Origin of the sequence: Endozoicomonas sp. 8E (assembly GCF_032883915.1) — a bacterium.
GTDB lineage: Bacteria > Pseudomonadota > Gammaproteobacteria > Pseudomonadales > Endozoicomonadaceae > Endozoicomonas_A.
In genome coordinates this window covers 6,008,310-6,033,069 of record NZ_CP120717.1, presented here as the reverse complement: position 1 = coordinate 6,033,069, position 24,760 = coordinate 6,008,310, and the positions used below count along the sequence as shown (strand labels likewise).

12 protein-coding genes are annotated in these 24,760 nt (G+C 48.9%); all 12 read right to left on the bottom strand.

The window, feature by feature from the left end; translation table 11 throughout:
* Window positions 1–13 precede the first annotated feature (13 nt).
* A complete protein-coding gene (locus P6910_RS21020; RefSeq protein ID WP_317143213.1) occupies window positions 14–2,821 on the bottom strand; it encodes a hypothetical protein in 2,808 nt (935 codons plus the stop codon).
* On the bottom strand, window positions 2,781–5,276 hold the full coding sequence (locus P6910_RS21015) for a hypothetical protein (RefSeq protein WP_317143212.1): 2,496 nt from the start codon (window positions 5,274–5,276) through the stop codon (window positions 2,781–2,783). The genes P6910_RS21020 and P6910_RS21015 overlap by 41 nt, the downstream gene beginning before the upstream one ends.
* A gap of 133 nt (window positions 5,277–5,409) precedes the next feature.
* Entirely contained in the window at window positions 5,410–7,404 is a 1,995-nt protein-coding gene (locus P6910_RS21010; protein WP_317143211.1) for a hypothetical protein, read from the bottom strand.
* A gap of 163 nt (window positions 7,405–7,567) precedes the next feature.
* Window positions 7,568–9,568: a hypothetical protein gene (locus tag P6910_RS21005; protein WP_317143210.1), complete on the bottom strand. Its 2,001-nt coding sequence runs from the start codon at window positions 9,566–9,568 to the stop codon at window positions 7,568–7,570.
* Between the two features lie 121 nt (window positions 9,569–9,689).
* A complete protein-coding gene (locus P6910_RS21000; protein ID WP_317143209.1) occupies window positions 9,690–11,984 on the bottom strand; it encodes a hypothetical protein in 2,295 nt (764 codons plus the stop codon).
* Window positions 11,985–12,104: 120 nt separating this feature from the next.
* Window positions 12,105–13,883: a hypothetical protein gene (locus P6910_RS20995; RefSeq protein ID WP_317143208.1), complete on the bottom strand. Its 1,779-nt coding sequence runs from the start codon at window positions 13,881–13,883 to the stop codon at window positions 12,105–12,107.
* 133 nt (window positions 13,884–14,016) lie between these two features.
* Window positions 14,017–15,792, bottom strand: a complete 1,776-nt coding sequence (locus tag P6910_RS20990) for a hypothetical protein (protein WP_317143207.1) — start codon at window positions 15,790–15,792, stop codon at window positions 14,017–14,019.
* 135 nt (window positions 15,793–15,927) lie between these two features.
* Window positions 15,928–17,856, bottom strand: coding sequence for a hypothetical protein (locus P6910_RS20985; RefSeq protein ID WP_317143206.1), 1,929 nt, complete (start codon window positions 17,854–17,856; stop codon window positions 15,928–15,930).
* 68 nt (window positions 17,857–17,924) lie between these two features.
* Complete coding sequence (locus P6910_RS20980; RefSeq protein ID WP_317143205.1) at window positions 17,925–19,985, bottom strand: hypothetical protein; 2,061 nt, start codon at window positions 19,983–19,985, stop codon at window positions 17,925–17,927.
* 138 nt (window positions 19,986–20,123) lie between these two features.
* Window positions 20,124–20,306, bottom strand: coding sequence for a hypothetical protein (locus P6910_RS20975; RefSeq protein ID WP_317143204.1), 183 nt, complete (start codon window positions 20,304–20,306; stop codon window positions 20,124–20,126).
* 42 nt (window positions 20,307–20,348) lie between these two features.
* Window positions 20,349–22,184, bottom strand: coding sequence for a hypothetical protein (locus P6910_RS20970; protein WP_317143203.1), 1,836 nt, complete (start codon window positions 22,182–22,184; stop codon window positions 20,349–20,351).
* A gap of 120 nt (window positions 22,185–22,304) precedes the next feature.
* On the bottom strand, window positions 22,305–24,743 hold the full coding sequence (locus tag P6910_RS20965) for a hypothetical protein (RefSeq protein WP_317143202.1): 2,439 nt from the start codon (window positions 24,741–24,743) through the stop codon (window positions 22,305–22,307).
* Window positions 24,744–24,760: the final 17 nt, after the last annotated feature.

The window sequence follows — 24,760 nt, the reverse complement described above, 5'->3', positions numbered from 1 at the left end:
CAGTTAAAGATCATTACCTGTTGGCTTTACCTTTTGGAGCAATGAGGTCATCATTCTGGCTCACATCAACTGGCTTGCGTTTTCGATGTATTCTTTTGTGGCTCGAAAGATCTTGAGCATTATTGCAGACCTTCCCGCATGGCTGCAGCTGGCCATCCTTCGCGACCAGAATCATGTTGCAGGTCTGTTGTCCGGAGTGGTCTTTTCTCTTGTGATCTGACAAAATTCCAGAACTCCTGCAGATGATACCGCATGGCTGCTGCTGGCCATCCTCCCCAACCACGATCACATCACAGGTTTTTTGCCCACTGTGGAATCTGCGTTTGTGAGATGCCAGAGATTGAAGATTCCTTAAGACAGCGCCGCATGGCTTCGCCTGGCCATCCTTCCCTACTATTGTTGAGTTGCAGGTTTTTTGCTCGGTGTGTGCACTTTTTTTGTGAAGCTCCAGGGCTTGGGCATGCTTGCAGAGTTTCCCGCATGGTCGCTGCTGGTCATCCTTACCGATTACTGTCAAATCACAGGTTTTTTGTCCGCTGTGGAGTTTGCTTTTGTGATTCGACAGGGCGCGAGCATTTCGGCAGACCATCATGCATCGCCGCAGCTGGCCATCCTCTGTATCCAGAATCATGTTGCAGGTTTTTTGTCCGGTGTGTTCTCTTCTTTTGTGATCTGACAGAGTTCCGGAGCTCTTGCAGACCAACCCACAAGACCGCGGCTGACCATCCTCCCCAACCACGGTCGAGTCACAGGTTTTTTGCCCGCTGTGGTATCTGCTTTTGTGACTTGACAGGACTCGGGCATTATTGAAGACCTTTGCGCATGACCGGGGTTGTTGATCCCCGTTAACCACGGTCACGTCACAGATTTGTCGTCCAGTGTGGAAGCTTCTTTTGTGATCCAACAGAGTTCCATAACTCTTCAAGACCATCCCGCATGGCCGCGGCTGGCCATCTTCCCCGATAATGACCAGGTCACAGGATTTTTGCCCGCCGTGGAATTTGTTTTTGTGTTCCGACAGGTTTTGAACACTCCTGCAGACTACTCCGCATGGCCGATGCTGGCCATTCCCCCCGATCACATTGACGTCACAGACTTTTTTCCCGGTGTGGAAGTTTCTTTTGTGAGACGACAGAGAATGAGCATTTTTGCAGACTGTTCCGCATGGCCGCGGTGGGTGATCCTCGCCAAACAGGGGAAAGTCACAGATTTTTTGCCCGCTATGGTATCCGCTTTTGTGAGTGGACAGAGCATGGGAATTCTTGCAGACTTTCCCGCATGGCCGCGGCTTGCCATACTCCCCGACTATGGTTAAGTCACAGATTTTTTGCCCGCTATGGTATCCCCTTTTGTGATTGGACAGGGCAAGGGAGTTCTTGCAGACTTTCCCGCATGGCCGCTGCTGACCATACTCCCCGACTATGGTTAAGTCACAGGTTTGTTGCCCGGTATGGTATCTGCTTTTGTGAACACACAGGGCAAGCGAATTCTTGCAGACTTTCCCGCATGGCTGCTGACCATCCTCTCCGACCACGGTCACGTCACAGGTTTGTTGCCTCGTGTGGAAGAGTCTTTTGTGAGACGACAGAGAATCAGCATTTTTGTAGACTTTTCCGCATGGCCGCAGCTGGCCATTCTTCCTGAGCATGGCCAGGTCACAGATTTTTTGCCCGGTATGGACTCTTTTTTTGTGTTTACGCAGGGCTTGAGCCGTTTTGAAGATTCTCTCGCATTGCAGTAGCTGCCCAGTCTCCCCAAACACTACCACATTGCAGGATGCTTGCCCGGCAGAGGCCCCTGCATCGGTTGCCCCTGCAACCATTGAGTTCGGGACGACACTGTCTGAGGCGACCCCGTCTAAGGCGACCCCGTCATCAAAATTCAGCGACCATTCAGCTGGCCCCGTGCTTTCGGAAGATAGTCGGAATTTACAAACACCATAACAGGACTGGACAAAGCAATTTAAACCCAAAGTATGCTGCTGTTGTTGAGGACCTTCGTTACCGTCCCCCGAGCGAGAATACAGGACGCTGGTGAAATAGCCTATGGCCACCGAGGTCTGCTGGCCGGATGGTTCTGATGGCTGGTCTTGTTGCTGACAAGATTGTTGGTTATTTTCAGAGCCAAACGTTATAGCGATGTTGCTAAATGGTTGATCCCCCTGTCTCAAGATGGAGGTCGCCTCTTGTTGTTCCTCTTGTTGTTCCTCTTGATGTTCCTCTTGATGTTCCAACGGGTTAAACAGCATTGAACTGGTACTCCAGTAACTTTTTAAAAACCAACCGATAGCTATAGCCGCTTCTACCGGTAGCCATGAACAAGCTATGGAACTCAGAGGGGCGGCGTCTCTGGTAGCAAGGGTCAGTTCGAAGGCAATCAGCAGACTCGTGGCGTAAAGCCATTGCCACGAAATCGACTCAATGATGGTTTTTTTTACTCCGTAATTGGTGGGTATTTGTCGTTTGTTACCGGGCGGTAAACCTGGCCTTGGATAGCCGTTTTTATCGGCACGTCCTGACAGGGTATACGACCATGTGCACTCATCTGGCTTTATTGAAAAGCTCTGTTTTGGAGGGCCTGCACTCTGTTGAAGCTCGACAATAAAACGCTTTGTCAACAGTTCGCCGTGGCCGATGACGGGCAACAACGGGAGCAGCAACAGCAGTGCCGCAAAGAGCGAGAGATTAATAATTCTATCCTTGCGTTCTGGCTTACAGAAAAGAAGGATAGACCAGAAAAATAAGGGTGTTACTCTGTCAACAACCTTCAGTTGAAGACCGTTATCTGTCAGCTTTACCTTTTGGAGGAGTGAGGTCACCATCCTGGTTCACATCAACAGGCTTGCGTTTTCGATGTGTTCCTTTGTGATTCGAGAGATCTTGAGCACTTTTACAGACCTTCCCGCATGGCCGCGGCTGGCCGCTCATCCCAACTACGGTCGTGTTACAGGTTTGTTGTCCAGTGTGGCATTTGCTTTTGTCATTTGACAGGGTTTGAGAACAATTGAAGACTTCTGCGCATGGTCGCAGTTGCTGATCCTCACCAACCAGGGTCACGTCATAGGTTTGTTGCCCGCTGTGGGATCTGCTTTTGTGAACGGAGAGAGCACTGGAATTCTTGCAGATTTTCCCACATGGCCGCCGCTGACCCTCCTTTCCGACCAGGTTCACGTCGCAGGCTTTTGGCCCGGTGTGGTATCTTCTTTTGTGATTCGACAGAGCTCCATAACTCCTGCAGACCATCCCACATCGCCGCTGCTGGCCATCCTCCCCAATCACGTTGGAGTTACAGGTTCTTTCTCCACTGTGGAATGCGCTTTTGTGAGCTGACAGGGCTTTAGCATTCTTGTAGATATTTCCGCATGGCCGCGGTTGGCCGTCCTCCCCAATCACGTTGGAGTTACAGATTTTTTGCTCGCTGTGGTGTCTTCTTTTGTGATCCGAAAGAGCGTGAGAACCCTTGCAGACTTCACCGCATGGCCGCGGCAGGCCATTCTCTCCAATCACGATCGAGTTACAGGTTTTTTGGTCGCTGTGGAATTTGTATTTGTGATTTAACAGGGTTTGAGCACTCTCGAAAATCCTTCCGCATGGCGATGATTGTTGATCCTCGCCAACCACGTTTACGTTACAGGTTTTTTGCCCGCCGTGGAATTTGCTTTTGTGATACGACAAGCCCTGAGCAGTCCTGCAGACTTTTCCGCATGGCTGCTGCTGGCCATTCAACCCGATCACGGTGACGTCACAGATTTTTCTCCCGGTGTGGAAGTTTCTTTTGTGAGACCACAGAGAATGAGCATTTTTGCAGATTGTTCCGCATGGCTGCGGTTGGTGATCCTCCCCAACCAGGGGAAAGTCACAGATTTTTTGCCCGCTATGGTATCCGCTTTTGTGAACGGACAGGGCAAGGGAATTCTTGCAGACTTTCCCGCATGGCTGCTGCTGACCATACTCCCCGACTATGGTTAAGCCACAGGTTTGTTGCCCAGTATGGTATCCGCTTTTGTGAACGGACAGGGCAAGGGAATTCTTGCAGACTTTCCCGCATGGCTGCTGCTGGCCATCTTCCCCGACTATGGTTAAGTCACAGGTTTGTTGCCCGGTATGGTATCCGCTTTTGTGGACCGAGAGGGCAAGGGCATTTTTGTAGACTTTCCCGCATGGTTGCGACTTACCATCTTTCCCGATAATGGCCAGGTCACAGGTTTTAATGGACAGGTCACAGGTTTTTTGCCCGTTGTGTAATTTACTCTTGTGAACCAGCAGACCTTGAGCACTCTTGAAGACTCTCCCGCATTGCTGAAGCTGGCCACCCACCCCAACTACTTCCATGTTGCAGGTTATCTGCCCGGCAGAGGCTCTTGTATCGGTTGTCCATGCACACATTGAGTTCGGGGCGAACTCGTCTAAGGCGAACTCGTCCAGGGCGATCCCGTCCAGGGCGACCCCGTCTAAGGAGACCCCGTCTAAGGAGACCCCGTCTAAGGCGACCCCGTCTAAGGCGACCCCATCTAAGGCGACCCCGTCTTCACAATTCAACAACCATTCAGCTGGCCCCGTGCTTTCGGAAGATGGTCGAAATATACAAACGCCATAACAGGGTTGGACGAAGCAATTTAAACCCATAGTATGGTGATGTTGTTGAGGATCTTCGTTACCGTCCCCCGAGCGAGAATACGGGGAGCTGTTGAAATAGCCTGTGGCCACCGAGGTCTGCTGGCTAAATGATTCTGATCGCTGGTCCAGTTGCTGACAGGGTTGTTGGTTATTTCCAGAACCAAACATCATAGCGATGTTGCTAAATGGCTGATCCTCCTGTTTCAGGATGGATGTCGCCTCTTGTTGTTCCTTTTGATGTTCCATCGGGTTAAACAGCAGTGAATTGAGACTCCAGTAACTTTTTAAAAACCACCCGACAGCTGTAGCTGCTTCTACCGGTAGGCGTGAACAGGGTGTAGAGCTCAGAGGGGGGGCGTCTCTGGTTATAAGGGTCAGTTCGAAGGCAACCAGCAGATTCGTGGCGTAAAGCCATTGCCAGGAAATCGACTCAATGATGGTTTTTTTTACTCCGTAATTGGTGGATATTTGTCGTTTGTTATCAGTGGGTAAATCTGGTCTTGCATAGCCGTTTTTGAAGGCAGGGCCTGACGGTTTATCGGACCATGTACGCTGTACTGGCTTTATTGAAAAGCTCTGTTTTGGAAGGTCTGCACTCTGTTGAAGCTCGACAATAAAACGGCTTGTCAACGCTTCGGCCTGGTCGATGACGGTCAACAAAGCTAGCAGCAACTGCAGTGCCGCAGGGAGTGAGAGTTTAATAATTCTATTCTTGCGTTCTAGTTTACAGAAAGGAAGGATAGACCAGAAAAATAAGGGTGTTACTCTGTCAATAACCTTCAGTTGAAGACCGTTATCTGTCGGCTTTACCTTTTGGAGTAGTGAGGTCACCCTCCTGGTTCGCATCAACAGGCTTGCGTTTTCGATGTGTTCCTTTGTGATTCGGGAGATCTTGAGCACTTTTACAGACCTTCCCGCATGGCCGCGGCTGGCTGTCCACCCCAACTACTGTCGTGTTACAGGTGTGTTGTCTACTGTGGCATTTGCTTTTGTGAACTGAGAGAGCACTGGCATTCTTGCAGATTTTCCCACATGGCTGCTGCTGACCCGCCTTTCTGACCAGGTTCACGTTACAGGTTTTTGGCCCGGTGTGGTCTTTTCTTCTGTGATCGCACAGAGCTCCATAACTCCTGCAGACCATCCCGCATGGCCGCAGCTGGCCATCTTCTCCAATCACGACTGAGTCACAGGCTCTTTCTCCACTGTGGAATCTGCTTTTGTGACTTGAAAGGACACTGGCATTCTTGCAGACTCTCCCGCATGGTCGCGACTGGCCATCCTCCCAGACCACGGTCACGTCACAGTTTTGTTGCCCTCTGTGGTACTTGCTTTTGTGAGCCGACAGGGCAAGAGCATTTTTGCAGACCTTCTTGCATTGTCGCTGCTTGCCACCTTCCCCGACCACTAACGTGTCACAGATTTGTTGCTTGCCGTGGACTCTGTATTTGTGGAACAACAGGTTATAAGTATTCTTGCAGATCCTCCCGCAGGGTTGCGGCTGGCCATCTTCCCCGATAATGGCCAGTTCACAGGTTTTTTGCCCACCGTGGAATTTGTTTTTGTGTTCCGACAGGTTTTGAGCACTCCTGCAGACTATTCCGCATGGCTGCTGTTGGCCATCCCCCCCGATCACATTAACGTCACAGACTTGTTTCCCGGTGTGGAAGTTTCTTTTGTGAGACAACAGAGAATGAGCGTTCTTGCAGACTTTCCCGCATGGCTGCTGACCATCCTCCCCGACCACTGTCACGTCACAGGTTTGTTGCCTGGTGTGGAAGAGTCTTTTGTGAGACGACAGAGAATCAGCATTTTTGTAGACTTTTCCACATGGCCGCGGCTGGCCATCCTCCCTGAACACGGTTGCATCACAGATTTTTTGCCCGGTATGGACTCTTTTTTTGTGATTACGCAGGGCTTGAGCAGTTTTGAAGATCCTCTCGCATTGCAGCAGCTGCCCAACCTCCCCAACCATTACAACGTTGCAGGTTGCCTGCCCGGCAGAGGCTCTTTTATTGGTTGCTGCTGCACCCATTGAGTTCGGGATGACCCTGTCTGAGGCGACCCCGTCTGAGGCGACCCCGTCTTGATAATTCAGCGAAGATTCAGTTGGCCCCACGCTTTCGGAAGATAGTCGGAATTCACAAACGCCATAACAGGGCTGGACGAAGCAATTTAAATCCAAAGTATGTTGCTGTTGTTGAGGGCCTTCGTTACCGTCACCCGAGCGAGAAGATACGACGTTGGAGAAATAGCCTCTGGCTGTCGGAGCTTGCCGACTGGATGATTCTGATGGCTGGTCCTGTTGCTGACAGGGTTGTTGATTATTTCCGTAGCCAAACATTATAGCGATATTGGTAAATGGCTGATCCTCTTGTCTGAAGATGGATGTCGTCTCTTGTTGTTCGATCGGGTTAAACAACAGTGAATAGGAGCTCCAATAGCTTTTTAAAAGCCAGCCAGAAGCGACAGCCGCTTCTACCGGTAGCCATGAATAAGGTGAGGAGCTCAGAGGGGGGGCTCTGGTGGTCAGGATCAGTTCGAAGGCAACCAGCAGATTCGTGGCGTAAAGCCATCGACAGGAAATCGAGTTAATGATGGTTGTTTTTATTCCGTAATTGATAGATATATGTCGTTTATTATCGGGTGGTAAGTCTGGTCTTGCATAACTGTTTGTGTCGGCAAGGCCTGACAGGCTATCCGACCATGTTCGTTGGTCTGGATTTATAGAAAAACCCTGGTTTGGAAGACCTGAACTCTGTTGAAACTCGACAATAAAATGCTTTGTCAACGATTCGGCCTGGCCGCTGACAAACAACAACGCTAGCAGCAACAGCGGCCCCACAAAAAATGAATGTTTAATAATTCTATCCTTGCTTTCTGACTTTACGAGAAGAAGGATAGATCAGGAAAATAAGGGTGTTTTTCTGTTCAAGACCTTCTGCTAAAGATCATTACTTTTTCGTTTTACCTTCTGGAGGAGTGAGGTCATCGTCCTGTTCCTCATCAACAGGTTTGCGTTTTCGATGTATTCTTTTGTGATTCGAGAGATGTTGAGCATTTTTGCAGACCATCCCGCATGGCTGCGGTCGGCCATTCTCTGCGGCCAGGATCGCGTTGCAGGTTTGTTGCCCGGTGTGGCTTGTTCTTTTGTGATCCGACAGGGCACGAGCATTCTGGCAGACCTTCCCGCATGGCTGCTGCTGACCATCCTCCCCGATCACGTTCACGTCACAGGTTTGTTGCCCAGTGTGATATCTGCTTTTGTGAACGGAGAGGCTACTGGCATTCTTGTAGACTTTTCCGCATGGCTGTTGCTGACGATTCTCCCCGACCACGGTCACTTCACAGGTTTGTTGCCCGCTGTGAGATCTGCTTTTGTGAACGGAAAGAGCACTGGCATTCTTGCAGATTTTCCCACATAGTAGCTGCTGACCCTCCTTTCCGACCAATTTTACGTCACAGGTTTGTGGCCCGGAGTGGTCTCGTCTTTTGTGACCCAACAGAGCTTGAGAACTCCTTAAGACCACCCCGCATCGCCGCGGCTGCCCATCTTCCCCAACCACAGTCAAGTTACACGTTCTTTGGCCGCTGTGGAGTTTGCTTTTATGAGTTGACAGGGCTTGAGCACTCTTGCAGACTTTTCCGCATAGCCGCGGTTGGTGATCCTTCTCAACTAAGGTCACGTCACAGATTTGTTCACCAGTGTGGAATCTTCTTTTGTGATCCGACAGTGCCTTATTACCCTTGCAGACCACCCCGCATGGCTTTAGCTGGCCGTACTCCCCAACCTCGGTCGAGTCACAGGTTTTCAGCCCGCTATGGACTTTGCTTTTGTGAGTTGACAGGGTTTGAGCACTCTCGCAGACCTGTCCGCATGGCTCCAGCTGGCCATCCTCCCCGATCACGGTGGCATCACAGGTTTGCTCTCCGCTGTGGAAGCGTCTTTTGTGAGACCTCAACGAGTCGGCATTTTTACAAATTTTTCCGCATGTTCGCAACTGGCCATCCTCCCTGAACACGGCCAGGGCGCAGATTTTTTGCCTGCTATGGACTCTTTTTTTGTGTCTACACAGGGCTTGAGCACTTTTGAAGACTTTCTCGCATTGCCGCGGCTGGCCACTCCCCCTGACCACTACTATGTTGCAGGTTTCCTGCCCGGCAGTGGCCGTTTTATCGGTTGTTCCAGCGTCTATTGAATCCGAGGCGACTCCGTTTTCATCATTCAGCGAACATTCAGCTAATTCCATGCTTTCGAAAGAGGGTCGGAATTTACATACGCCATAACAGGGCTGGACAAAACAATTTAAACCCAAGGTATGATGCTGTGGAGGGTCGTCGTTACCGTCACCCGAGCGAGAATACAGGATACTGGTAGAGTAGCCCGTGGCAACCGGAGCGTGCTGGCCGGATGATTCTGATGGCTGATCTTGTTGCTGATAAAGTTGTTGGTTATTTCCAGAGCCAAACATTATAGCGATGTTGGTAAATGGTTGATCTCCCTGTCTCAAGATGGATGTTGCCTCTTGATGCTCCATCGGATTTAACTGCAGTGAACTGGGGCTCCAATAGCCTTGTAAAAACCAACTGACAGCTATAGCGGCTTCTACTGGTAGCCATGAACAGGGCGTGGAACTCAGAGGGGAGACTCTGGTGGTAAAGATCAGTTCGACGGCAGTCAGCAGATTCGTGAAGTAAAGCCATCGCCAGGAAATTGACTCAATGATAGTTGTTTTTACTTCGTAATTGTTAGATATCTGACGTATATTATCGGATGGTAAATCCAGTCTTGAGTAAGTGTCGGCAGGGTCTGACGGGTTATCCGACCATTTACTCCGGTATGGCTTTATTGAAAAGCTCTGTTTTGGAAGACTTGAACTCTGTTGAAGCTCGACAATAAAACGCCCTGTCAATGGTTCGGTCTGGCTGATGGCAGACAACAACGGTAGCAGCAACGGCAGCGCCGCAAACAGTGTGTGCTTAATAATTCTATCCTTGTGTTCCGACTTACAGAGAGGAAGGATAGATCAGGAAAATAAAGGTGCTTTTCTGTCAAAAGACTTCTGTTGGTGATCTTTACCTGTTGGCTTTACCTCCTGAAGCACTGAGGTCATCACTCTGGCTGACATCAACAGGCTTGCGTTTTCGATGTATTCTTTTGTGATTCGAGAGATCTTGAGCACTTTTACAGACCATGCCGCATGGCTGCGGCTGGCCATCCTCCTCTGCCAGCATCACATAACAGGTTTTTTGCCCGCTATGGTCTCTTCTTTTGTGATCCGACAGAGCTCCAGAACTCCTGCAGACCATCCCGCATGGCTGAGGCTGGCCATCCTCCACTGCCACTATCACACCACAGGTTTTTTGCCCGCTGTGGAATCTGCGTTTGTGAGATGTCAGAGATTGAAGATTCCTAAAGACTACTCCGCACGGCTTTGGCTGACCATCCTTCCCTACTATTGCTGAGTGGCAGGTTTTTTGCCCGGCGTGTGCACTTTTTTTGTGAAGCTCCAGGGCTCTGGAATGCTTGCAGAGCTTCCCGCACGGTCGCTGCTGGTCATCCTTACCGACCAATATTACACCACAGATTTTTTGTCCACTGTGGTATTTGCTTTTGTGATCCGACAGGGAACGAGCATTCTGGCAGATCTTCCCGCATGGTTGCTGCTGGCCATCCTCTGCGTCCACTGTCGCGTGACAGATTTTTTGTCCGGTGTGTTTTTTTTGTTTGTGATCCCAAAGGGCTTGAGAATTCTTGCAGACCATACCACATGGCCGTTCATGACCCTCCTCCCCGACCACGATCACTTCACATTTTTTTTGCCCGGTGTGGATTCTGGTTTTGTGAGATGTAAACGATCTAAGATTCTTGAAGACTGCTGCGCACAGGCTCGGCTGACCATCCTTCCCTGTGACTGTTAAGTTGCAGGTTTGTCGCCCGGTGTGGGAGTTTCTTTTGTGATCCAAAAGGGCGCGAGCATTATTGCAGACCTTCCTGCATCGCAGTTGGTGGCCATCTTTTCCGATTACTGTCAGGTTGCAGGTTTGTTGCCCGGTGTGGTCTCTTTTTTTGTGATTCGACAGGGCTCGAGCATTATTGCAGATCTTTCCGCATCGCCGTTGCTGGCCATCCTTCCCGGTCAATGTCTTGAAACAGGTTTGTTGCCCGTTGTTGTCTGTGGCCTGCTTCGTGCGTGTCTCAGAAAGATGAGTTGGGCTTTGAGCCAATTGAAATGATCCTGTCGTCGTTTGTTGTCTTTCTGAATTCTCTATTGAGGTAGTGAAATGGGCAGGAGAATGTGAAATTTCGGCTTCTTCAAGAGGTCTATGATTATGTAGATCGAGTAACCCTTTGATTATAATCATATCATCAGAGGTGGCAGGCACATTCCTGTTCATTCGCGTATCATCAGGCTGATGAACCTGAGGCTGAAAGGGTTGCTCAGAAGGGCATTGGCGTTGAATGGTAGAGAGACTATTCAATATTTTGTGAGGCGGGTTTTGTCGTGAATCTCTGGCCTTTAAAGCATAAGAACTACCTATGCAACTCAAGCAGTGGCCTTCGGTTAAATGGGGGCGTGAGCTTTGTCCGGGAGTTGCTCCCATATGGCCTGTCGAACTTTCTTCGGAATTCATTGGCCATTCAGCAGCCTCTTTATCATCGGATGCTGGTGGGATTCGACAAACGCCATGACAGGGGTGGACAAAACAATTTAAACCCAAAGTATGTTGCTGTTGTTGAGGGTCCTCGTTACCGTCACCCGAGCGAGAATACAGTACGCTGGTGAAATAGCCTTTGGCTAACGGGACCTGTCGGTTAGATGATTCTGATGCTTGGCCCTGTTGCTGACAGGGCTGTTGCTTATTTCCAGAGCCAAACATCATAGTGATAGTGGCAAATGGATGTTCCCGCTGTGTCAATGCGGGTGTCGCCTCGTTTCGTTCAACCGGGTTAAACAGAGGTGAATCGGGATTCCAATAGCTTTTTAAAAGCCAGCCTATAGCGACAACCGTTTCTATTGGTAGCCATGAATAAGTGATGGGGATCAGAGGGGTGTCTTTGGTGGTCAGGATCAGTTCAAAGGAAATCATCAGATTCATGGTGTAATGCAACTGCCAGGAAGTCGGCTTGATGAGGGTTGTTTTTACCTCGAAACTGTTAATCTTTTGTCGTTTATAATCAGATGGGAAATCTGATCCTGATTTGCCGTCAGTGCCGACAATAACTGACGGATAACCCGACAATGCAGGCCTGTCTGACTTTACGGAAAAGCTCTGGTCTGAAGAACCTGCAACTTGTTGAAGCTCGAAAATAAAGCGTCTTGTCAACGGTTCGGCCTGGCCGCTGAAAGACAATAACAGTATCAGCAACAGCGGTGCCGGAAAGAATGAGTACTTAATAATTCTATCCTTGCCTTCTGATTTACAGAGAGGAAGGATAGATCAATAAATAAGCGTGTTTCTCTGTCAAAAAACTTCTGTTAAAGATTGTTACTCATTCGCTTTACCTTCTGGAGGGCTGAGGTCATCATTCTGCTCCACATCAATAAGCTTGCGTTTTCGATGTTTTCTTTTGTGCTCAGACATGACTTTAGCGTTCTTAAAGACTTTTTCGCACGTCCGCTGCTGGCCACCCTCTCCAACTATTGCAATGTCAAAGTTTTTTTTCCCTCTATGAACTTTTGATTTGTGATCTGACAAGGCCTTAGCATTCTTGTAGTCCCTTCCACATAGCTGCAATTGCCCATCCTTTCCGACAAAAATCACGTCACAGGTTCTTTGTCCGGTGTGGTAATGGCTCTTGTGGCTGGATAGAGATTTAGCATTTTTGTAGGTCTTTCCACACGGCTGTTGCTGGCCATCTTTCCCGACCACGGTCACGTCACAGGTTTGAAGCCCAGTGTGGAAACTTCTTTTGTGATCCGAAAAAACTCTAGCATTCTTGCAGACTGTTCTGCATGGTCGCTGCTGGCCATCCTCTTCGATCACTGTTTCGTAACAGATTCTTCGCCTGCCGTGAACTCTGCATTTGTGAAGCGACAGGGTATAAGCATTCTTGTTGACCTTCCCACAGGGTTGCGGCTGATTATTTTTCCCGATAATGGTCATGTCACAGGTTCTTTGCCCGCTATGGGATTTGCTTTTGTGAATCGACAGGTCTTGAGCACTCTTGCAGACCTTTCCACATGGCCGCAGCTGGCCATTCCCCCCGATCATAGTTACCTCACAGGTTTTTTCCCCGGTATGGAAGTTTCTTTTGTGAGACGTCAGAGAGTGAGCATTTTTGCAGACCTTTCCACATGGCTGCAGCTGGCCATCCTCCATGGAGACGGTCACGTTACAGGTTTTTTGTCTGGAATGGACTCTTCTTTTGTGATTCGATAGGGCTTGAGTACTTTTGTAGACTTTCTCGCATTGTCGAAGCTGGCCATCCTTCCCAACCTCTATCAGGTAGCAGGTTGCCTGCCCGGCAGGGGAGGTTGTGGCGGTTGCCCGTGTTGAGTCCGGAGTGACTCCGTCTGAGGCGACTCCTTCTTCACAGTTCAGCGACCGTTCAGCTGGCCCTGGGCTTTCAGAAGATGGTCTGAATTTACAAACGCCATAACAGAGCTGGACGAAACAATTTAAACTCAAAGTATGTTGCTGTTGTTGAGGGCCCTTGTTACCGTCACCCGACCAAGGATAAAGGACACTGGTGAAGTAGCCAGTGGCCACCGGTGGGGACTGGCAGGATGACTCTGGTGGTTGGTCTTTTTGCTGACAGGTTTGTTGATTATTTCCAGAGCCGAACATCATAGTGATGATGGCAAATGGGTGTCCCCTTTGTGTCAACGCTGTTGTCTCATTGCGATGTTCAATCGGGTTAAATATCGGTGAATCGGAGTTCCAATGGCCTTTTAAAAGCCTACCGACAGCTATAGCGGCTTCTACCGGTAGCCATGAACAAGGTGTGGAGCTCAGAGGAGAAAATCTGGTGGTAAAGATCAGTTTGACGGCAGCCAGCAGGTTCGTGGCGCAAAGCCACCGCCAAGAAATCGACTCGATGATAGTTGTTTTTACTTCATAATTATTAGATATCTGACGTATACAATTAGAGGCTAAATCTAGTCTTGCGTAGCCATTGTTGTCGGCAAGGCCTGACGGGTTATCCGACCATTTACTCCGGTATGGCTTTATTGAAAAGCCTTGTTTCGGAAGACCTGAACTCTGTTGAAGTTCGACAATAAAACGCCTTGTCAGCGGTTCGGTCTGGCCGATGGCAGGTAACAACGTTAGCAGCAACAGTATTACCGCAAAGGGTGTGTGCTTAATAATTCTATCCTTGCGCTCCGGCTTACAGAAAGGAAGGATAGATCAAGAAAATAAAGATGCGTTTCTGTCAAAAGACTTCTGTCAGTAATCGTTACCTGTTGGCTTTACCTTCTGGAGTAGTGAGGTCATCATTCTGGCTAACATCAACAGGCTTGCGTTTTTGGTGTATTCTTTTGTGATTCGAGAGATCTTGAGCACTTCTGCAGACCGTCCCGCATGGCTGCTGCTGACTATTCTCCCCGACCACGGTCACGTCACAGGTTTGTTGTCTGGTGTGGTGTCTGCTTTTGTGAACGGAGAGGGCAATGGCATTTTTGCAGATTTTCCCGCATGGCTGCTGCTGACCATCCTCCCCGACCACGATCATGGCACAGTTTTGTTGCCCGGTGTGATATCTGCTTTTGTGAATAGAGAGGTTACAGGCATTCTTGTAGACTTTTCCGCATGGCTGTTGCTGACCATCCTCCCCAACCACGTTCACGTCACAGGTTTGTTGCCCGGTGTGATATCTGCTTTTGTGAACGGAGAGAGCACTGGCATTCTTGCAGACTTTCCCACATGGCTGTTGCTGACCCTCCTTTCCGACTAAGTTCACGTCACAGGTTTGTTGCCCGGTGTGGTCTTTTCTTTTGTGATCCGACAGAGCTCCAGAATTCTTGTAGACCGCCCCGCATCGCCGCGGCTGGCCATCTTCCCCAACCGCGATCAAGTTACAGGTTTTTTGGCCGCTGTGGAATTTGCTTTTGTGAACTGACAGGGTTTGAGCATTCTTGCAGACCTTTCCGCATAGCCGTGGTTGGTGATCTTCGCCAACCACAGTCACGTTACAGATTTGTTCACCAGTGTGGAATCTTCTTTTGTGATCCAACTGTGCCTTATAACTCTTGCAGACCATCCCGCATGGCCGCAGCTGGCCATCCTTCCTGAACACGGCCACGTCACAGATTTTTTGGGAATGGTCTTTTTTTTTGTGTTTACACAGGGCTTGAGCACTTTTGAAGGCTCTCTCGCATTGCCACAGCTGGCCAGTTTTCCCGACCATTACCACGTTGCAGCTTGCCTGCCCGGCGGGGGCCGTTGTATCGGTTGTCCCTGTGTCTATTGAATCCGGGGCGAACCCGTCTTCATAATTCAGCGAACATTCAGGCAATTCCATGCTTTTGGAAGATGGTCGGAATATACAAATGCCATAACAGGGCTGGACAAAACAATTTAAACCCAAAGTATGCTGCTGTTGAGGGTCTTCGTTACCGTCACCCGAGTGAGAATGCAGGACACTGGTAGAGAAGCCCGGGGCTGCCGGAGCCTGCTGGTCGGATGATTCTGACGGCTGCTCTTGCTGCTGACAAGGTTGTTGGTTGTTTCCTGAGCCATACATTATAGCGATTTTGGTAACTGGTTGATCCCTCTGTCTCGAGATGGATCTCGCCTCTTGTTGTTCCATCGGGTTAAACAGCAGTGAATAGGGGCTCCCATAGCCTTTTAAAAACCAACCGGCAGCTATAGCAGCTTCTACCGGTAGCCATGAACAAGGTGTGGAGCTAAGAGGGGAGACTCTGGCAGTAAAGATCAGTTCGACGGCAGCCAGCAGATTCGTGGCGTAAAGCCATCGCCAGAAAATCGACTCAATGATAGTTGTTTTTACTTCGTAACTGTTAGATTTCTGACGTATATTATCGGATGGTAAATCCAGTCTTGCATGGCCATTGGTGTCAGCAGGGCCCGACGGGTTATCCGAGCATTTTTTCCGGTATGTCTTTATTAAAAAGCTCCGTTTTGGAAGACTCGGGCTCTGTTGAATCTCGACAATAAAACGCTTTGTCGGCGGTTGGGTCTGGCCGATGACTGCCAGCAACGGAAGCAGCAACAGCGCTGCCGCAAAAAGTGAGTGTTTAATAATTCTATCCTTGCGTTCTGGTATACAGAGAAGAAGAATAGAACAAGAAGATAAAGGAGTTTTTCTGTCAAAGACCTTCCGTTAAAGACCCTCAGTTAAAGATCATTACTGCTTCGTTTTTTTAGCTTTTGGAGGAGTAAAGTCATCGTCATGCTCCACATCAGCAGGCTTGCATTTTCGATGCACTCTTCTGTGACCCGAAAAGGCTTTGGCATTGTTGCAGACCTTACCGCATGGCCGTTGTTGGCCGTCCTTGCCGACCACAGTCTCAAAACAGGTTTGCTGCGCGGTGTGATGTTTTCTTTTGTGTTCCGACAGGGCTCCGGAATTGTTGCAGATTATCCCGCATGGCAGCTGTCGGCCATCCTCCCCGACTACGTTTGTGAGACAGGTTCTTTCCCCGCTGTGGTACCTTCTTTTGTGTTCATGGAGGCTTTTTTTATTCTTAAAGATCGTCCCACATAACTGCTGCTGACCATTCTCACCGATCACCATCAGGTCACAGGTTTTTTGCCCGGTGTGGTATGAGTATTTGTGAGACGACAGGGCTTTGGCATTGCTGTAGAGCTTCCCGCATGGCCGAAGGAGGCCATCTTCCCCGGGCACGGATGCTTTGCAGAACATTGTCCCAGTGTGATCTCTGCTTTTGTGAATTGACAGAGCTTGTGCATTCTTGCAGACCCTTCCGCATGGATGTATGAGACCATCCTCCCCGAATACAGACACGACACAGCTTTTTGGCTCGGTGTGTACTCTGCTTTTGTGAGCTGACAGCGCTTTAGCATTCTTGTAGATCCTCCCGCATGGGCACATAAGGCCAACCTCCCCGAACACGGGCATTAAAAAGGTTTGTTGCCCGTTGTGGGTGCTTGCCTTGTGGGATGAGATAGATTGAGGATTTTTACAGACCTTTCCACATGGCTGCTGCTGGCCATCCTCCCCGACTAAAGTCGGGTCACAGTTTTTTTGCCTGGAAGGGGCAATTGTGCAGACTGCCTGTGCACTCGTCAGGCCTGCATCCATGCTATGAGACTGCGACTGATGCGCTGGTGGCTGAAAAAGTTGGTCAGGATTGAGTCCGACTTTAATGTCAAAGATCTCGCTCAGTATTTTCGAGCCCAAATCTTGTTGAGAATCTGCAGCGTTTACAGAACTGATATGGATTATATATTCAGGGTTGTCTTCATCGACTAAATGAGGGCTTGAGCTTTGTCCGGGTGTTGATCCTGTCTGGGCTGTGAAATCTTCCTCACAATTCAGTGACCATTCAGCTGGCCACATGCTTTCGTTAGATAGTCGGAATTGACAAACGCCATGACAGGGGCGGACGAAACAATTCAAACTCAAAGTATGTTGCTCTTGTTGAGGGCTTTCGTTACCGTCACCCGAACGAGCATGCAGGACGCTGGTTATATAGTCTGTGGCTGCCGGAGCATGCTGGCCGGATGATTCTGATGGCTGTTCTTGTTGCTGATAGGGTTGCTGGTCATTTCCAGAGCCAAACATCACAGTGGAGCTGGTAAATGGGTGTCTTACCTGTGTAAAGGTAGATGTCGACTTTTGTTGTTCAATAGAGTTAAACAGGGATAAATCGTTGTTCCAATAGCTTTTTAAAAAGCAACCGACAACTATAGCCGCTTCTATTGGTAGCCATGAATAAGTGGGGGGACTGCGAAGAGGGTTTCTGGTGGTCAGAATCAGTTCATGAGCGGCAAGCAGATTCCTGGCGTAAAGCCATTGCCAGGAAATCGACTCAATAGTGGTTGTTTTTATTTCGCAACAGTAATGCCATTGACGTATATAGTCAGGGCGTAAATATGGTCTTGCATAGCCGTCTGTACCAGCAATGCCTGACAGTGAAGGCCGGTCTGGCTTTATGAAAAAAATCTGGTTTGTCAAACCTGCATTCTGTTGAAACTCGACAATAAAACGTCTGGTCAACAGTTCGGCCTTGCCGATGCCAGATAAGAACAGTAGCAGCAACAGCGGTGTCGAAAAAAGTGAGTGTTTAATAATCCTGTCCTTGCGTTCCATTATACAGATAGGAAGGATAGATCAAGAAAATAAGCGTGTTTCTCTGTCGAAACCTCTGTTGAAGACCGTTACTTATTCGCTTTATCTTGCGGAGGGAGATCATCGTCCTGCGCTACACTATCAGGCTTGCGTTTTCGATGTTTTCTTTTGTGCTCCGACAGAGATGCAGAATTGCTGAAGACCTTTCCGCATGATCTCTGCTGGCCACCTTTCGCGACCACAGCTATGTCACAGATTTTTTTTCCGCTGTGGTATCCGCTTTTGTGAGTCGCCAGAGACGCAAGATTCTTGTAGACCTTTCCACATGGTTGCTGCTGACCATCCGTCCCGACCACGGGCACGTCACAGGTTTTTTGTCCGGAGTGGTATCTTTTTTTGTGAAACGACAGACATTGAGAACTGCTCAAGACCTTCATGCATGGCCTCGGCTGGCCATCCTCCCCGATCACTGTTACGACGCAGGTTTTTTGCTCGGTGTGCTTTTTTCTTCTGTGATACGACAAAGATACAGCATTCTTGCAGACCGCCCCACAAGGCCGCTGCCAGCCATCCTCCTCGACCAGGGGCTTGTCACAGATTTTTTCCCCAGTGTGGTATTTGGTTTTGTGACATGACATAGATAGAGCGTTCTTGAGGACCACTCCGCATGGCCGCAGTCGGCCATCCTTCCCGACCACGGTTTCGTCACAAGTTTGTTGTCCGCTGTGATCTCTTCTTTTGTGAGTCCATAGGGCATTGGCATTCTGGCAGAGCTTTCCGCATGGTCTTTGCTGACCATTCTTCCTGACCACCATCAACTCACAGGTTCGTTGTCCTCGGTGGTATCTGCTTTGGTGAGTCGACATGGCACGAGCATTCTTGCAGAAAGTCCAGCATGGTTGTTGGTAACCATCCTTCCTGACCACGACTACTTTACATATTAGTTGACCAAAGTTGTCTTTGGCTGGTGTTGGCCCTGTCTGTGAAAGATGTGGATGGCTCTGATCCGGTTGGGATGATTCATTGGTTGTCAGTCGTTTATTCGTATGGGGTAGGGTAGAGGTAATTTCTTCTTCCTTGAGAAGAGTCTTTACATCGAGTGGCTCACCAATACATCCCAAATTATCACTGGTGGCAGTTAAATTCGGGGATATTGAGAGTTCATGATTGAGTGGCCCGGTTGTGTCAATAGTATAGGTTGCTTCAGCACTCATTAAGTCTATGGCGACCTCTGCTCGGGGGTTGCAGTTATTCTTTGAGTTCTCATCAAGGTCCTCCCCCTGAGATGGTTGGCCAGAATCGAATGGGGCTTGAATGCCAGAATGAATATCCAATCTTTCGAAAGGTGTGTTTTGTTCAGAATATATAACGTCTACAGGGTTAAAATTATCTGTGCAACTAAAGCAGGATCCATTCGCCAGGTGTGGGCACGAGTTTTGTCCGGGTCTTGCTTCTCTGAAGCCTGTCAAAGTTTCTTCAGAATTCTGCGTTTCGCTATCAGATGATGGTCGCAGTTGACAAACCCCATAACAGGGATGAACGAAACAATTTAAACTCAAAGTGTGTCTGTGTTGTTGAGGGTCTCCTTTACCTTCGCCAGAGTCGCAATAGAGATGACTGTTGAAATAGCCTATCGGGTGGGCGGGTGATGTTGGTGCTTGTTGGTCAGCTGATCCTGATGCTTGGCCTTGTTGTTGGTAATTTACAGGGCCATGCATCATGGTGGCAATCACAAACGGTTGATCCTGACTTATCTTTTGTTGTTGAAGCAGATTAAGCTGCACTGAATCGAGGTTCCACCAGCTTTTTAAAAACCAACCGACAGCGACATCCGTTTCTATCTTTAGCCATGAATAAGAGCTGAGGCCCGGAGGGATATCTCTGTTGGTCAGGATCAGTTCGAAGGCAATCAGCAGATTCTTGGCGTAAAGCAATTGCCAGGAAATCGACTCAGTGAGAGTTGTTACTATCTCGTAACTGTTAAATTTGTGGCGTATATTATAAGGTGCTGAATCTGGTCCTGTGTAGCCGTTTATATTGGCAATGCACGACGGTCTACCTGGCAATTTATAGCGGACTGGCTTTATAGAAAAGCTCTGATTTGGAAAACCTGCATTCTGTTGAAGCCCAGCAATGAAATGTCTTGTCAATGGTTCGGCCTGGCAGATGGAAGACAAGAACAGTAGCGGCAACAGCAGTGCCGAATAGAGTGAGTGTATAATAATTCTATCCTTGCTTTCTGGCTAACAGAGAGGAAGGATAGATCAAGAAAGCAACTATGTTTTCTGTCAAAAACCTTCTGCTAAAGATCGTTTCTTATTTGCTTTATTTTTTGGAGGGCTGTGGTGCATCTGCTCGAAATCAGCAGGCTTGCGTTTTCGATGTTTTCTTTTGTGATCCTTCAGGGCGCGAGCATTCTGGTAGAGCATCCCGCATGGTCCTTCTTCAGCATCATCCCCGACCAATGTCACGTCACAGACTCTTTGCCCTGTGTGGACTCTATTTTTGTGAAGTCACTGAGCATAAGCACTCTTTAAGACTCTCCCACATGGTCGCTGCTGGTTATCCTCCCCGACCAGCTCTATATCACAGGTTTTTTTTTCGCTGTGGTATCTTTTTTTGTGGAACGACAGAGATGGAGTATTCTTGAAGACCTTCCCGCATGGTCGCTGCTGGTTATCCTCCCCGATCACCTTTATGTCACAGGTTTTTTGTCCGGAGTGGTATCTTCTTTTGTGATCCGTCAAGGCACGAGCATTCAGGCAGACCTTTCCGCATGGTTGCCGTTGGCCGTCCTTTCCGAGCACTCTTGTGTCACAGCTTTGATACCCTGTGTGATCTCTTTGTTGGTGATCTAACATGGCCTGAGCGTTGTTGAAGACTTTTTTACATGGCCGCTCCTTCCGACCTTCTACGACGACTGTCATATAACAGGTTTTTTGACCGGAGTGGTATCTGCATTTGTGAACCCTCAAGGCGAGAATATTCTTGAAGTTTTTCCCGCAAGGTCGCCCTGTATCATCATCCCCAATCACTGTCACGTCACAGGTTCTTCGCCCAGAGTGGACTCTGCTTTTGTGAAGCTTCAGGGCATGAGTATTCCTGAAGAACTTCCCACATGGTTGCTGCGGGCCATTCTCCTGAACCACGGACAAGTCACAGGTTGATTTCATCTGGTCAGTGGTTTGACTGGTGCCGGTCTGGGAAATATGGGGTGGGCTTTGAACCCATTGGAATGATCTTGTTGTTTGTTGTGTTTCTAAAGTCTCCATTGGGGTGGGGGAATGGGCAGGCGTGAAGGAAATTTCTCTTTCTTTAAGAGGACCATGATTACGAAGACTCAGTAACCCGTCGACTATAGTCAAATCATCAGCGGTGACTGATTCGTTCCTGTACATTTGCGCATCTTCAGATTGATAAGCCTGAAAGGGTTGATCAGAAACGCATTGGAACTCTACGTAAGAGGGGCTATTCAATATTTCTAAAGGTGGACTCTGTCGGGAATCCGACGCGTTTAAAGCATCAAAATCACTTGTGTAGCTCAGGCGGGGTCCTTCAGTCAAATGGGAGCGTGAGTTTTGTCCGGCTGTCGCTGCCGTTTGGCCTGTCCGACTTTCTTCTGAATTCAGCGGCCACTCTGCGGTCTCACTGCTATTAGATTCTGATCGAAATCTACAAACGCCATGACAGGGATAAACGAAACAATTTAAACCCAGGGTATGTTGGTGTTGTTGGGGCGCTTCGTCACCATCACCAGAGTCGTAATACTGAAAGCTGATGAAATAGCTTGCAGGGCTGTTGGGTGTTTCGAGGGCTTGTTGATCAGATGATCCTGATGGTTGGCCTTGTTGTTGGTCATCTCCGTAACCAGGCACCATAGTGGTGACCGCGAACGGGTGTCCTCCCCGTGTCAACATAGATACCTTTTGTCGATCAATTGCTTTAAACAGCGGTGAATAGGGGGTCCAATAGCTTTTTAAAAGCCAGCCGACAGCGATAGCCTTTTCTATCGGTAGCCACGAATAAGGGGTGGGGTTAAGAGGGGTGTCTTTGGTGGTCAGAATCAGCTCGTAAGCAACGAGCAGGTTTATGGCGTAAAGCCATTGCCAGAAAATCGATCCAATGAGAGTCGCTTTTACACCATAACCAACTGGTCTTCGTCGTTTGTCATAAGGTGGACAGTCTGATCCTGAAGAGCTTTTTGTGTCGGTAATGTCTGACGGGTTACCGGCCAATCTATGCCAGTCCGGTTTTATAGAAAAACTCTGGTTTGGAGAACCTGCATCCTGTTGAAGCTCGACAATATAAAGCCTTGTCAAGGGTTCTGCCTGACCCATGACAGACAACAACAGTAGCAGCAGGGATGCTGCAAAAAGTGATAGTTTAATAATTCTATCCCTGCGTTCTGGTATACAGAGAGGAAGGATAGATCAAGAAAACAAGCCTGCCTTTCTATCAAAAACTTGTTGCTAATCCTGATCCACATAAAGAGGCCCGCGTTTTCGATGTATTCTTTTGTGATTCGACAGGGCATTAGCATTCTTGCAAACCACTCCGCATGGCCACGGCTCGCCATCCTCCCCGACCACGGTCATGTCACAGATTTGTTGCCCGCTGTGGGCTTGTCTTTTGTGATACGCCAGTACATAAGAATTTTTGAAGACCTTCCTGCATGTCTGCTGCTGGCCATTCCTTGTGACCAACGCTGCGTCACAGGTTTTTTTCCTGGAGTGGTATTTGTATTTGTGATCTGACAGGGCTCTGGCATTCTTGCACAGTATCCCGCACGGCCGTGGCCGGTCGTCCATTCCGAACACGGCCACTTCACAGATGTTTTGCCCGGTGTGTTTTTTTCTTTTGTGACTCGTCATGGCCCGGGCATTCTGGCAGACCTCTGCGCATGCTCGCCACTGGCCATCCTTCCCGACCACTCTTGCGACACAGATTTGCTGCCCGGTATGGTCTTTTTTTTTGTGATCCGACAGGGCTTGAACATTGTTGCAGAGCTTTTCGCATGGTCGCTCTTTACCGTCATTGCCGACCACTATCACGTCACAGGTTTTTTGCCCGGTATGGTATTTGCCTTTGTGATCCGACAGGGCTCTGGCACTATTGTAGACCCTACCGCATGTCCGCTGCTGGCCATCCTCTCCGACCACGGTTGCTTCACAGGTTTTTTGTTCGCTGTGGTCTCTGACTTTATGACTCGATAGGGCCGCAGAATTTTTGCAGACCTTCCCGCATGTTCGCTGCTGGCTATCCTCTCCGACCAGTTTTATGTCACAGATTTGTTGTCCGGTGTGGTACCTTCTGTTGTGATCCCGCAGGGCTTGAGCATTCCTGCAGACCTTACCGCATGGCCGCTCCTTGTCGTCATCCCCGTCCAATGTCACGTCACAGGTTTTTTGCCCGGTATGGTATTTGCTTTTGTGATCTGACAGGGCTCTGATACTCCTGTAGACCTTACCGCATGGCCGCTGCCGTCTATCCTCTCCGACCACGATGACTTCACAGGTTTTTTGTTTGCTGTGGCTTCTGATTTTATGATCCGATAGGGTTATAGTACTTTTGCAGATCTTCCCGCATTTTTGCTGCAGGCCATCTTCTCCGATCACCACCACATTACAGGTTTGTTGTCCGCTGTGGGTCCTTCTTTTGTGATCCGTCAGGATGCGAGCATTCTGGCAGACCTTTCCGCATTTTTGCTGCAGGCCATCTTCTCCGATCACCATTACATGACAGGTTCGTTGTCCGCTGTGGGTTTTTCTTTTGTGATCCGTCAGGACGCGAGCATTCTGGCAGACCTTTCCGCATGGTCGCCGCAGACCATCCTTCCCGACCACTAATGCTTCGCAAGTTCTTTGGCCGCTGTGGTATCTGCTTTTGTGGGCTGCCAAGGAGTGAGTATTGTTGAAGACCTTCCCGCATCGTCGTTGCTGGCCACTCTCCTCGACCAGCATCCAGTCACAAGTTCGTTTCCCGCTGCGGCTTCTGGTTTTTCTGTTGCCTGTCTGAGAGAGATGAGGTGGTCTTTGACCCCATTGGGATGGTCCTGTCGTTTGTTGTGTTACTAAAGTTTCCATTGACGGGATGTAATGGCCAGGCGCATAGGAAATTACGGTTTCTTTAAGAGGGCGTTGATTACAAAGGCTGAGTAATCCGTTGATTATAATCAAATCATCAGAGGTGACAGACACATTCCCGGGCATTCGCAGATTATCAGGTTGATGAGCCTGAGGCTGAAAGGTTTGGCCAGAACTACATTGGCGCTGAAGACTATTCAATGATCGAAACCTGCAAACGCCATGACAGGGATAGACGAAACAGTTTAGATGCAATGTATGTTGGTGTTGTTGAGGGGCTTCGTCACCATTACCAGAGTTGGAATATTGAACGCTGGTGAAATAGTCTATAGAGCCCATAGGTGTTTCGGGTGCTTGCTGGTCAGATGATCCTGAGGGTTGGCCTTGTTGTTCATCTCCGGAATCAGTCACCATAGTGGTGACCACAAACGGGTGTCCCTCCTGTGTCAATATATATTCAGACTGTCGTTCAATCGGTTTAAACAGCAGTGAGTTGGGGTTCCAATAGTTTTTTAAAAGCCAGCCGACGGCAACAACCGTTTCTATCGGTAGCCTTGAATAAGGGTTGGGACTCACTGGAGATTCTATAGTGGTCAGGATCAGCTCGTAAACAACCAGCAGGTTAGTCGCGTAAAGCCATTGCCAGTAAATTGACTCAATGAAGGTCATTTTTACGTCATAACTATATGATATTTGCCGTTTTACATTTGTGTTAGCAACGTCTGACGGGTTACTAGCCAATCTAAGTCGGTCCGGCTTTATAGTAAAACTCTGGTGTGGAGTACCTGCATCCTGTTGCAGCTCAACTATAAAACGCTTTGTCAACGGTTCGGCCTGGCTGA